This window comes from Klebsiella sp. H-Nf2, assembly GCF_002806645.1.
GTDB lineage: Bacteria > Pseudomonadota > Gammaproteobacteria > Enterobacterales > Enterobacteriaceae > Klebsiella > Klebsiella variicola.
Genome location: NZ_PIBL01000004.1, coordinates 226344 through 238425, shown reverse-complemented (window position 1 = coordinate 238425; position 12082 = coordinate 226344). Strand labels below are relative to the sequence as shown.

At 56.0% G+C, this 12082-nt stretch carries 10 protein-coding genes; 5 read left to right on the top strand and 5 right to left on the bottom strand.

Annotation, left to right across the window (positions count from 1 at the left end):
- Nucleotides 1-18: 18 nt before the first annotated feature.
- The 4 genes from ppx to purM all read right to left on the bottom strand — a co-directional run bounded on the left by ppx (nt 19) and on the right by purM (nt 5469).
- The gene (ppx, locus tag CWM58_RS13435) at nt 19-1551 is read right to left on the bottom strand and encodes an exopolyphosphatase (protein WP_008803823.1); all 1533 of its coding nucleotides are present in this window, start codon (nt 1549-1551) and stop codon (nt 19-21) included.
- Nucleotides 1552-1554: 3 nt separating this feature from the next.
- Nucleotides 1555-3615 carry a polyphosphate kinase 1 gene (gene ppk1, locus CWM58_RS13430; RefSeq protein ID WP_061153685.1) on the bottom strand — a complete coding sequence of 687 codons (2061 nt, stop codon included), beginning with the start codon at nt 3613-3615 and terminating at the stop codon, nt 1555-1557.
- A 178-nt stretch (nt 3616-3793) separates the two neighbouring features.
- Nucleotides 3794-4435, bottom strand: coding sequence for a phosphoribosylglycinamide formyltransferase (gene purN / locus CWM58_RS13425; protein WP_012540904.1), 642 nt, complete (start codon nt 4433-4435; stop codon nt 3794-3796).
- Nucleotides 4432-5469, bottom strand: coding sequence for a phosphoribosylformylglycinamidine cyclo-ligase (purM, locus tag CWM58_RS13420; protein WP_008803825.1), 1038 nt, complete (start codon nt 5467-5469; stop codon nt 4432-4434). The genes purN and purM overlap by 4 nt, the downstream gene beginning before the upstream one ends.
- Before the next feature lie 263 nt (nt 5470-5732).
- Here purM and bglK point away from each other — a divergent pair, with 263 nt between their 5' ends.
- From bglK to CWM58_RS13395, 5 genes are all read left to right on the top strand, one after another.
- Entirely contained in the window at nt 5733-6626 is an 894-nt protein-coding gene (gene bglK, locus CWM58_RS13415; RefSeq protein WP_100681097.1) for a beta-glucoside kinase BglK, read from the top strand.
- 9 nt (nt 6627-6635) lie between these two features.
- Nucleotides 6636-8069: a 6-phospho-beta-glucosidase gene (locus CWM58_RS13410; protein WP_100681096.1), complete on the top strand. Its 1434-nt coding sequence runs from the start codon at nt 6636-6638 to the stop codon at nt 8067-8069.
- Between the two features lie 217 nt (nt 8070-8286).
- Nucleotides 8287-8913 carry a uracil phosphoribosyltransferase gene (gene upp, locus CWM58_RS13405; RefSeq protein WP_061153688.1) on the top strand — a complete coding sequence of 209 codons (627 nt, stop codon included), beginning with the start codon at nt 8287-8289 and terminating at the stop codon, nt 8911-8913.
- Between the two features lie 95 nt (nt 8914-9008).
- Nucleotides 9009-10295 carry a uracil permease gene (gene uraA, locus CWM58_RS13400; protein WP_061153689.1) on the top strand — a complete coding sequence of 429 codons (1287 nt, stop codon included), beginning with the start codon at nt 9009-9011 and terminating at the stop codon, nt 10293-10295.
- A 98-nt stretch (nt 10296-10393) separates the two neighbouring features.
- Nucleotides 10394-11095, top strand: a complete 702-nt coding sequence (locus tag CWM58_RS13395; RefSeq protein WP_020947395.1) for a DnaA inactivator Hda — start codon at nt 10394-10396, stop codon at nt 11093-11095.
- Here CWM58_RS13395 and CWM58_RS13390 read toward each other — a convergent pair.
- The gene (locus tag CWM58_RS13390; protein WP_100681095.1) at nt 11092-12003 is read right to left on the bottom strand and encodes an Rpn family recombination-promoting nuclease/putative transposase; all 912 of its coding nucleotides are present in this window, start codon (nt 12001-12003) and stop codon (nt 11092-11094) included. The two genes, CWM58_RS13395 and CWM58_RS13390, sit on opposite strands and share 4 nt — an antisense overlap.
- Nucleotides 12004-12082: the final 79 nt, after the last annotated feature.

The window sequence follows — 12082 nt, the reverse complement described above, 5'->3', positions numbered from 1 at the left end:
AATATTCAGGAGCGCGGCTCAGGCGTCTGGCTCTTCTTCAGCAATCTTCAGCAGCCATTCCGGCACACCTTCCCAGTACTGCTGCTCTTTTTCCAGATCCAACAGCACCAGCGCATTCTGGCTAAACCAGTTGTGCGGGAAGGTCAGCGTCCAGTGGTGAGCTTCCGTCTGCAGCCGTAGCGTCGGCGGCGTGGTGGTGGCCTGACGCTGGTTATTCAGCAGCACGCCCAGGCGCAGCAGCTGGATCAGCGGCAGAAACTGCTTTTTCCTGAACAGCGTAAAGCGCGGCAGGTCGTCGAGTTTTATCGCTTTGCGATGATAGCGCACCAGGGTGGCCATCAGCATCTGCTGCTCCTGGTTGAAGCCCGGCAGGTCGCTGTTCTGCAGAATGTAGGCCGAGTGGCGATGCATACCGCTATGGTTGATATTCAGCCCTACCTCATGGAGCATCACCGCCCACTTCAACAGCGCCGCAAGGTGCGGATTGGCCAGCTTGGGGTTCTGTTCCTGCCACTGTTCCAGCATATGGGTGGTGGTTTCCAGCACCCGGCGTGCCTGTTCGCGATCGATATTGTACTGATTCGCCAGACTCTGCGCTGTGCGGCTACGAATATCCTGGTGGCGGAAGCGGCCTTCCATCTCGTACAGCACGCCTTCACGCAGGGCGCCATCGGACAGACGAAGTTCTTTAATGGCTAATGCGTCAAACACGCCGCACAGAATCGCCAGCCCCGGGGCAAAGACCGCTTTACGATCTTCAGAAAGACCAGGCAGACTGAGCGCGTCGAAGTTTTTATGCTTCAGCAGCTCACTGACCAGCATTTCGAGGCGTTCCGGCGTAATAAACCCGTCCTTCTCACCCATGGCCACCAGCACTTCCTGCGCGGCTTTAATGGTGCCGGAGGCGCCCAGCGCCACGGTCCAGCCCTGAATACGGAACTGCCAGGCCAGGGTTTCCAGTTTTTGTACCGCCGCCAGGCGAGCACGCTGGAAATTTTCTTTATTGATTGTCCCGCCAGGGAAGTAGGCCTGCGAGAAGCTCACGCAGCCCATGCGACGGCTTTCCACCAGGCGGGGTTCAAAATCTTCACCGATGACCAGCTCGGTCGAACCGCCGCCGATATCAATCACCAGCTTACGGCCGCGCTCCGGCTGCGTATGTTCAACGCCCATAAAAATCAGGCGCGCTTCTTCATTGCCGGAGATGATCTCGATCGGGTAGGGGATCACTTTTTCCGCGCGTTTAAGAAACTCTGCCGCGTTGGTCGCCTGACGCAGCGTATGCGTCCCGACGATGCAGACGCTGGAAGGGGAGAACCCTTGCAGACGTTCAGCAAACAGCGACAGGCAGTTCAGCCCGCGGGTCATCGCTTCTTCGCTCAACACCGAGTTTTCATCAAGGCCATCGGCCAGATGCACGCGCTGTTTCAGGCGTCCAATGATCTGCATGGCGCCATCGACGACACGGGCGATCACCATATGAAAACTGTTCGAACCAAGGTCGACCGCAGCGAATTCCTGCGGCCGAGGGGTTATTTCGTTTATTGGCATAGGTTAGTCGGGTTGTTCGAGTGATTTGAGATAATCGTAAATCGCCATCTGTGCGCGTACTTTACGGCGATTGCCGCGCGGCACATAGCGATTACTCAGTTCTTTATCAAGATAGCGTGCTTTTACCGTATCGTTGAACAAGATATCAAAAATATCCAGCACTCGCTGTTTCAGACGCGGGTCGAGCAGCGGGGCAGCAACTTCAATACGGTAATCGATGTTACGCGTCATCCAGTCGGCAGAGGAGAGCCAGACCTGTTTATCGCCACCGTTTTCAAAACAATAGACCCGGTCGTGCTCGAGGAAACGGTCAACGATGCTAATGACGCGGATATTCTCGCTGATGCCTTCCAGTCCAGGGATCAGCGAGCACATGCCGCGGATCAATAGATTGACCGGCACGCCGGAGCTGGAGGCGGCGTACAGTCTGTCCACCAGCCCTTTATCCACCAGGTTGTTCAGCTTCAGCGTAATCCCGGAGGGCTGCCCGTTCTGCGCATTGGCGATCTCGCGATCGATCATCTCATACAGCAGGCGGCGCGAGTTCTGCGGCGACACCAGCAGGTAATCGAAGCTGACCGGGCGGTAGGGGTTTTCAATAAAGTTAAACACGCGGCGGACTTCATTGGTAATACGCGCATCGGCGGTTAACAGCGAATAGTCGGTGTAGATCCGCGCGGTCTTCTCGTTAAAGTTACCGGTACCGATGTGGGCGTAGCGCACCACCTCATCGCCTTCTTTACGCGAGATAAGGAACAGCTTGGCGTGGATCTTCAGACCCGGCGCGGAGAAGATAACGTGGACACCCGCTTCCGTCAGGCGTTTCGCCCAGTGAATGTTAGCCTCTTCATCGAAGCGCGCCTGCAGCTCTACCACCACGGTAACTTTTTTACCGTTGTGGGCGGCGTGGATCATCGCGTCAATGATGCGCGAATCCTTGGCCACGCGGTAGATGTTGATTTTGATCGCCAGTACGCTGGGGTCGAACGAGGCCTGACGCAGTAGCTCCAGCACATGTTCAAAAGTATGATAGGGATAGTAAAGCAGCACGTCGCGTTCGCGAATGGCGTCGAAGCCGTTGCGGAATTTATCAAACCACAGATGACGCAGGCGCGGCATCGGCTTATTGACCAGATTGGCCTTACCTACGTTCGGGAAGCTGATAAAGTCTTTAAAGTTGTGATAGCGGCCACCCGGCAGCATTGAGTCGTAGTTGGAGATGGAGAGCTTATCGCGCAGCATTTCGACCATCGCGTCCGGCATATCGCGCTGGTAGACGAAGCGAACCGGCTCGGCGGTCAGACGCTGCTTGAGGCTGGAAGACATCAGCTCCATCAGGCTCGACTCCATCTCATGCACCAGATCGTACTCGGCGTCACGGGTCATTTTCATCGAGTAGGCGTTCAGCGCATCGTAATCAAAGAAGCCTTTAAAGATATCATCCAGGCAGTAGCGCAGGATGTTATCCAACAGGATCATTGGCTTACGGCGGCGAGGCGCTTCCGGCGGCAGGTTTACGAAGCGCGGCACTTTGTCTGACGGAATTTCCAGCAGGGCATAGTTGATGTTTTCCCCGCGGATAATCTCCACCGCCAGATAGGTGTAATCATCTTTCAGGAACTGCACAAGGTCCGTTTCGCGATTAATCAGGATCGGCGAGATATGCTGACGCAAATACTGTTTGAAGTAGTTGCGCAGCCAGGCCTGCTGATTGACGGACAGCTGGCGCTCGTTGATCAGGAAGATCTGGTTACGCGCCATCTCCAGCAGCAGCTCGTTGTACAGACTATCGAATTCCTGATCGGCCTTCAGAACGCGGGCCTGAATTTTGCCTAACAGGTGGCGAGAATGGGCGGTACTGCCTTGTTCTTCACTGATAATAATCCGCCGCTTAAGCTCAGCGAAGCGCACTTTGTAAAATTCATCAAGGTTGTTGGAGTAGATCCCCAGAAAGCGCATGCGCTCAATCAGCGGGTTACTCTTGTCCGCTGCTTCCTGCAGCACGCGCTCGTTAAAAGACAACCAGCTGAGTTCTTTTTCGATGTATAGCTTTTCCTGGCCCATTACCGCTCACACTCCGTTTTACTCACAGGACGTAGACTATTATGACGAATTTTTCTGCATAGCGATTTACTGTGTCACAACTATATGACAGTAAGAAGAATTATTTCTGTGAGATGTTTGATTAATAAACAATTTTAATTAAAAAAAGCCCCGCGACAGGGACAGGCGGGGCTGTTGTTCATTCTTCAGCGGCATAGCCCTGAGGCGGAAGTTGTCGTTCATCCAGCCAGGCGTGGTTACCTGCCATGCGCAGACGCCCATCGACGAACCAACTAATGACCAGCGGATAAATGGCATGTTCCTGGGCCTGAACCCGCGCCGTCACCTCATCTTCGCTGTCGCCAGCGAAGACCGGCACCTTGGCCTGCAGGATAACCGGACCACCGTCCAGCTCATCGGTGACGAAGTGCACCGAGGTCCCATGCTCCTCATCACCGTTTTCCAGCACCTGACGATGAGTATGCAGGCCAGGATACTTCGGCAGTAATGAGGGATGGATGTTCAGCAGACGTCCCTGATAGTGGCTGACGAACGCCGGGCTAAGGATACGCATATAACCCGCCAGCACCACCAGATCCGGGGCGTAGGCGTCGATTTCATGCATCAGCTGACGATCGAACGCTTCCCGGTCGGCAAACTGACTTTGCGCCAGCGCGTGGGCCGGGATGCCGGCCGCGCGCGCGCGTTCAAGGCCGAACGCATCGGCCTTGTTACTGAATACCGCCCGTAGGGTGCCGTTTATCTGTTTACGGCCGCAGGCGTCGATGATCGCCTGCAAATTGCTGCCGCTACCGGAAATCAGCACCACGATGTTTTTCATGCAATGACCACACGCTGTTCGGAATCGGAAGCTTTGATATAACCGATTTTCCACGCGTTTTCACCTTTCTCGTTCAGCAGGGCAATGGCCTTGTCTGCTTCTGCAGCCGGCAGGGCGATAACCATCCCCACGCCGCAGTTAAAGGTACGGTACATTTCATGCTGGCTGACGTTACCGGCGGTTTGCAGCCAGTTGAAGACGGACGGCCACTGCCAGGAGGACTCATCAATGATCGCCTGGGTGTTATCCGGCAGCACGCGCGGAATATTTTCCCAGAAACCGCCGCCGGTCAGGTGGGCGATGGCGTGAACGTCAACGCTGGCGATCAGATCGAGCACCGATTTCACATAGATGCGGGTTGGTGCCAGCAGATGGTCGGCCAGCGGTTTGCCGTCAAGGTCGGTGGTCTGCGGGTCAACGCCGCTAACCTCAATGATCTTACGCACCAGTGAATAGCCGTTAGAGTGCGGGCCGCTGGAGGCCAGCGCCACCAGTACGTCGCCGTCGGCCACTTTGCTGCCGTCGATGATTTCTGATTTTTCCACCACCCCGACGCAGAAACCCGCTACGTCGTAATCTTCACCGTGATACATCCCCGGCATTTCTGCGGTTTCACCGCCCACCAGCGCGCAACCGGACTGCAGGCAGCCTTCGGCGATGCCGTTAATGACGCTGGCCGCGGTATCGACGTCCAGTTTACCGGTGGCGTAATAATCCAGGAAAAACAGCGGCTCAGCACCCTGAACCACCAGGTCGTTCACGCACATGGCGACCAGGTCGATACCGATGGTGTCGTGACGCTTCAGATCCATTGCCAGACGCAGCTTGGTACCGACGCCGTCGGTGCCGGAGACCAGTACCGGCTCGCGGTATTTCTGCGGCAGTGCGCACAGCGCGCCGAATCCGCCCAGTCCCCCCATCACTTCCGGGCGACGGGTTTTCTTCACCACGCCCTTAATACGGTCGACGAGAGCGTTGCCTGCATCAATATCCACGCCGGCATCTTTATAGCTGAGAGAGGTTTTGTCGGTCACTGCGAAGTCTCCACGCGTTTGCGGTAAGCAAGAAAAATCGGCGCAATTCTAACAGGGAAAGCAAACGTTTGCGAGCCTGCTTTACAGTCGGCGTGAAACAGCGGATGGATGGTCAAATTTGATACTGCTCACGAAAATGAAACCGGGTACAGTCTTGTGCTTGCCTCAGCGTAAAGGAATCCTCATCATACGAATGAAACCGGTTTCTGTGTTGGTTTGCCACGCATTTTTCCGGTGATTGACGCTGGTCAGGAGAGGGATGAATGAAAATTGCGGCATTCGATATTGGTGGCACCGCATTAAAGATGGGCGTGATGACCCGCGACGGCAGGCTGCTGGAAAGCGCGAAGCAGTCGATCAATGACAGCGATGGCGATCATATTTTACAGGCAATGCTGTCGTGGCTGGCGGCCCACCCGTCGTGTGAAGGGGTAGCCATCAGCGCGCCGGGTTATGTTGATCCGCGCAGCGGCTTTATCACCATGGGCGGCGCTATTCGTCGATTTGATAACTTCGCCATGAAAGCATGGCTTGAAGCCCGGACCGGACTGCCGGTCTCAGTTGAAAATGATGCCAACTGTGTGTTGCTGGCCGAGCGCTGGCAGGGCAAAGCGGCGGAAATGGCCAATTTTCTGGTACTCACCATTGGCACTGGCATTGGCGGGGCGATTTATTGCCATCATCAGTTGGTTCACGGGGCGCGTTTTCGCGCCGGTGAGTTCGGTTACATGCTCACCGACCGTCCCGGCGGGCGCGATCCTCGTCGCTATTCGATGAATGAGAACTGCACCCTGCGAGTGCTACGCCATCGCTATGCGGAACATATCGGTGCGCCGCTGGACAGCGTGACAGGCGAAATGATTTTTGACCGCTATGATGCCGGCGACCCGGTTTGTCAGCGTCTGGTCGCTGAGTTCTTCAATGGCCTGGGTCATGGCCTTTATAACCTCGTCAATATCTTCGATCCGCAGGCCATCTTTATCGGTGGCGGCATTGTGGAACGTCCCGGATTTCTGGCGCTGCTACAGGAGCATCTGGCCTGGTTCGGCATTGCCGACTATCTCGATACCGTCAGTCACGGCAACGATGCCGGCCTGATTGGCGCGGTTTACCATTTCAATCAGCACTATCGCTCGCCTGGCGACGATCGACATTAGGGAGAGACTATGTCCGGATTTAAAGAAGGTTTTCTGTGGGGCGGCGCGGTCGCGGCGCATCAGTTAGAGGGCGGCTGGCAGGAGGGCGGCAAGGGGATCAGCGTGGCGGACGTGATGACCGCCGGTGCCCACGGCGTGCCGCGTGAAATTACCGACGGCGTGGTAGCGGGGAAAAATTACCCGAACCATGAGGCGATCGATTTTTATCATCGCTATCCGGAGGACCTGGCGCTGTTTGCCGAGATGGGCTTCAAATGTTTTCGCACCTCGATTGCCTGGACGCGTATTTTCCCACAGGGTGATGAGCTGGAGCCCAACGAGGCTGGCCTGCAGTTTTACGATGATCTGTTCGACGAATGCCTGAAACACGGCATTGAGCCCGTGATTACGCTGTCGCATTTTGAAATGCCTTATCACCTGGTCACTGAGTACGGCGGCTGGCGCAACCGGAAGCTGATCGACTTTTTCGTGCGCTTTGCCAGGGTCGTCTTCACCCGCTATCAACATAAAGTGAAGTACTGGATGACCTTTAACGAGATCAACAACCAGGCCAACTTCCATGAGGACTTTGCCCCCTTCACCAACTCTGGTCTGAGATATTTGCCGGGTGAAGACCGGGAGCCGGTGATGTACCAGGCCGCGCACTATGAGCTGGTGGCCAGCGCCCTGGCGGTGAAAGCGGCGCGCGAGATTAACCCTGCACTGCAGATTGGCTGCATGATCGCTATGTGCCCCATCTATCCGCTGACCTGCGCGCCGGACGATATGATGATGGCGATGAACGCCATGCACCGCCGTTACTGGTTTACCGACGTTCACGTGCGCGGGCACTATCCGCAGCATCTGCTCAACTATTTTGCCCGCCGCGGCTTTACCCTGGATATCACCGAAGCCGATCGTCAGGCGTTAACCGAGGGCTGTGTCGACTACATTGGCTTTAGCTACTATATGTCGTTCGCTACCAAAGCCACTGAAGACAACCCCTTGCTTGATTATGATGAAACCACCAGCCTGGTCTCCAACCCGTACGTCAAAAAGTCGGACTGGGGCTGGCAGATTGATCCGGTCGGCCTGCGCTATTCGCTGAACTGGTTCTGGGATCACTACCAACTGCCGCTGTTTATTGTCGAAAACGGCTTTGGCGCGATCGATGTCCGTGAAGCGGACGGCAGCGTCAATGACCAATATCGTATCGATTATCTCTCCGCTCATATCGCGGAGATGAAAAAGGCAGTAGTCGAGGATGGCGTTGATCTGATGGGCTACACCCCGTGGGGCTGTATCGATCTGGTTTCCGCCGGCACAGGGGAAATGAAAAAACGCTACGGCTTCATTTATGTCGATAAAGATAATGAAGGCAATGGCTCGCTGGCTCGCAGCCGGAAAAAGTCCTTCGCCTGGTATCAACAGGTGATTGCCAGCAACGGGGAGAACCTGTCGTAGTCGGGTGGCGCTAACGCTTAACCGACCTACAATACACGTAGGCCCGCGTAAGCGTATGGACTGCACCCCGCACCCAAGCCGGAGCCTTGCCTCCGGTTTTTTTGTCTCTAAATCACTTTGCTTGATATACGTCAAGCAAGATGGGTATGGCACAATCCGCAAAAAGCGGTATAATCCCGCGATTTTTTTTGTGGCCGCCCCTCAGAGGAGAAAGAGAATGAAGATTGTGGAAGTCAAACACCCACTCGTCAAACACAAGCTGGGCCTGATGCGCGAGCACGACATCAGCACCAAACGCTTCCGTGAACTCGCCTCAGAAGTGGGCAGCTTACTGACTTATGAAGCCACCGCCGATCTGGCGACCGAGAGAGTGACCATCGAAGGCTGGAATGGCCCGGTGGAAGTTGAGCAGATCAAGGGCAAGAAAATTACCGTTGTGCCTATTCTCCGCGCAGGCCTTGGCATGATGGAAGGGGTGCTGGAGCACGTCCCCAGCGCGCGCATTAGCGTGGTCGGTATCTATCGTAATGAAGAGACTCTCGAGCCGGTACCTTACTTCCAGAAGCTGGTGTCCAACATCGATGAGCGTATGGCGCTGGTGGTTGACCCGATGCTGGCAACCGGTGGGTCGATGATCGCCACTATCGATCTGCTGAAAAACGCCGGCTGTACCAGTATTAAGGTGCTGGTACTGGTAGCGGCGCCGGAAGGGATTGCCGCGCTGGAGAAAGCCCACCCGGACGTTGAGCTGTACACCGCCTCTGTCGATAAGGGGCTGAACGAACACGGGTACATCATTCCCGGTCTCGGCGATGCCGGCGACAAGATTTTTGGAACGAAATAAAACATACCGCGAAAAAAGCCGACTTTGAGAGTCGGCTTTTTTTTGAATAAAAGTAATCCACAGCAAATAACAGACGACTCTCAGAGGAATACACTATGACGCGCCGTGCCATCGGGGTGAGTGAAAGACCGCCGCTTTTACAGACAATCCCGCTTAGTTTGCAACATCTGTTCGCCATGTTTGGCGCAACGGTACTGGTGCCTATTCTGTTCCACATTAACCCGGCCACCGTCCTGCTGTTCAACGGCATCGGTACGCTGTTGTACCTCTTTATTTGTAAAGGCAAAATTCCCGCTTATCTGGGATCGAGCTTCGCTTTTATCTCCCCGGTGCTGCTGCTGTTGCCGCTGGGCTACGAAGTGGCGCTGGGCGGTTTTATTATGTGCGGCGTGCTGTTCTGCATCGTCTCCTTTATTGTCAAAAAAGCCGGTACCGGCTGGCTGGATGTGATGTTCCCGCCGGCGGCGATGGGCGCCATCGTGGCGGTTATCGGCCTCGAACTGGCGGGCGTGGCGGCCAATATGGCCGGGCTGCTGCCGGCGGATGGCCAATCACCTGACAGCAAAACTATCATTATTTCGATGGTGACGCTGGGGGTGACGGTGTTTGGTTCCGTGCTGTTCCGCGGCTTCCTGGCGATTATCCCGATCCTGATCGGCGTGCTGGTGGGCTATGCGCTGTCGTTTGTGATGGGCGTGGTCGATACCACCCCGATTGCCGAAGCACACTGGTTCGCCCTGCCAACCTTCTACACGCCACGCTTTGAGTGGTTCGCCATCTTCACCATTCTGCCTGCCGCGCTGGTGGTGATTGCCGAACACGTGGGGCACCTGGTGGTGACCGCTAATATCGTTAAACGCGATCTGATCCGCGACCCGGGCCTGCATCGTTCGATGTTTGCCAATGGCCTGTCGACGATCATCTCCGGTTTCTTCGGTTCGACGCCCAACACCACCTACGGTGAAAATATCGGCGTGATGGCGATTACCCGGGTCTACAGTACCTGGGTAATCGGCGGCGCGGCGATCATTGCGATTCTGCTCTCCTGCGTTGGCAAACTGGCGGCGGCTATCCAGATCATCCCGGTACCGGTGATGGGGGGCGTTTCGCTGCTGCTGTACGGGGTGATCGGCGCCTCGGGGATCCGTGTACTGATTGAATCGAAGGTGGATTACAGCAAAGCGCAGAATCTGATCCTTACCTCCGTGATCCTGATCATCGGCGTCAGCGGTGCTAAAGTGCACATCGGTGCTGCTGAGCTGAAAGGGATGGCGCTGGCGACCATCGTGGGCATCGCGCTCAGCCTGATTTTCAAGCTTATCAGTGTTCTGCGTCCGGAAGAGGTGGTCCTCGACGCCGCTGATAGCGAAGAGGCTAAATAACGATCTCCTGACCGGGCGGCGATCCCGCCCGGTTCTCTCCTGACCTAAATCTGTGGTAAACTCTCCGCGTTTTTCTGTAAGCCTATGTTGAGGTCCATCTGAACGCACCGGCACAGCTCTCTTTGCCACTGTATCTTCCTGACGACGAAACCTTCGCGAGTTTCTGGCCGGGTGATAATCCTTCCCTACTTGCTGCTCTCCAGAACGTATTGCGGCAGGAACACAGCGGGTACATTTATATCTGGTCACGTGAAGGGGCAGGTCGCAGCCACCTGTTACACGCCGCCTGCGCCGAGCTTTCCCAGCGCGGGGATGCGGTGGGCTACGTGCCGCTGGATAAACGGACGTGGTTTGTGCCGGAGGTGCTGGAGGGGATGGAACAGCTGGCGCTGGTCTGCATTGATAATATTGAATGCGTTGCCGGGGATGAGCCCTGGGAAATGGCTATCTTTAATCTCTACAACCGGATCCTGGAATCAGGCAAAACCCGACTGCTGATCACCGGCGATCGGCCACCGCGGCAGTTAAATCTTGGTCTGCCGGATCTCGCCTCGCGGCTGGACTGGGGGCAGATCTATAAGCTGCAGCCGCTGTCGGATGAAGACAAACTGCAGGCGCTGCAGCTGCGCGCCAGATTACGCGGCTTCGAGATGCCGGAAGACGTGTGCCGCTTCCTGCTGAAGCGGCTGGATCGCGAGATGCGCTCGCTGTTTATGACCCTCGATCAGCTGGATCATGCCTCAATTACCGCCCAGCGCAAGCTGACGATCCCCTTCGTGAAAGAGATCCTTAAGCTCTAGTCCGTCAGTGGGGCCAGCTCCTGCTCCGTCAGTCCGGTCAGATGAGCGACCAGATCGCGCGCCAGGCCACTGTGTAGCATGGCGGCGGCGATACGCTGTGCCTCTTCTTTCCGGCCTTCCTGTCGCCCCTGCGCCAGTCCCCGCTCCAGCCCCTGTTGCTCGAGATATTCCGCAATCGTCATCAACGTCTCCTTATGCTGCGGCGTACGTAACGCCAGTTCGCGAATGAACTTGACCGGCTCGCGCGTATTGCCTGCCTGTACCAGATAGTGCATCAGGGCTTGTACCTGCGATTCCGTCGCCAGTCCAGTCAATAATAATTCGCCCAGTTTGTCGAGGAGCTGAGCCAGATCGCGTTGTCGAATATGTTTTTGCAGTAACTCCAGCGTTGCCATGCGCTGGTGGGTGGCAATGTCGTCATCCGGAATGACGGTAATGTCCGCCAGCGGAAACGCTTCGTGATAAAGACGACTGGCCAGCTCCGGGGCGGTGAATTCATCGAGCCAGCGCAGTGAGAACGGGTAGGGGCTTACCTGACCGTGATAGAAGAGGACAGGGATCACCAGCGGCAGACGATCGTGACCGGCATCGAGATGACGCTGCATGGCGGCGATGGCATAGCGCATCAGACGAAAGGCCATATGCCGGTCGGGCGTGCTCTGGTGTTCGATAAGCGCATAAATATAGCCGTCTCCCGCCGTGGTTTTCAGGGAATACAAAATGTCGGCATAAAAGGGACGCAGATCGTCTTCGACAAAATGCCCCGACTCGAGATGCAGCGTACGCAGATCGCATACTTTAAGCAGCGTTTCGGGCAGATACAGTTGCAGGAAATCGCGGGCGGTATCGGGATGGGAGAGGTAGGTCTTAAACACGGCGTCATGGGGCGTGGAGGTCGGTTTTTTCATGTTCATCCGTCCAGTGGATTGAGCGATAGATGAACAGTAGCACTACCCGGCGGGCGGGAGGGATTGGCGTGGAAGATCT

Bases quoted from the DNA above. Each gene is read 5' to 3' on its own strand.
- bglK (WP_100681097.1), top strand. From the start codon at position 5,733: ATGAAAATTGCGGCATTCGATATTGGTGGCACCGCATTAAAGATGGGC.
- ppk1 (WP_061153685.1), bottom strand. From the start codon at position 3,615: ATGGGCCAGGAAAAGCTATACATCGAAAAAGAACTCAGCTGGTTGTCT.
- ppx (WP_008803823.1), bottom strand. From the start codon at position 1,551: ATGCCAATAAACGAAATAACCCCTCGGCCGCAGGAATTCGCTGCGGTC.
- purN (WP_012540904.1), bottom strand. From the start codon at position 4,435: ATGAAAAACATCGTGGTGCTGATTTCCGGTAGCGGCAGCAATTTGCAG.
- CWM58_RS13410 (WP_100681096.1), top strand. From the start codon at position 6,636: ATGTCCGGATTTAAAGAAGGTTTTCTGTGGGGCGGCGCGGTCGCGGCG.
- upp (WP_061153688.1), top strand. From the start codon at position 8,287: ATGAAGATTGTGGAAGTCAAACACCCACTCGTCAAACACAAGCTGGGC.
- uraA (WP_061153689.1), top strand. From the start codon at position 9,009: ATGACGCGCCGTGCCATCGGGGTGAGTGAAAGACCGCCGCTTTTACAG.
- CWM58_RS13390 (WP_100681095.1), bottom strand. From the start codon at position 12,003: ATGAAAAAACCGACCTCCACGCCCCATGACGCCGTGTTTAAGACCTAC.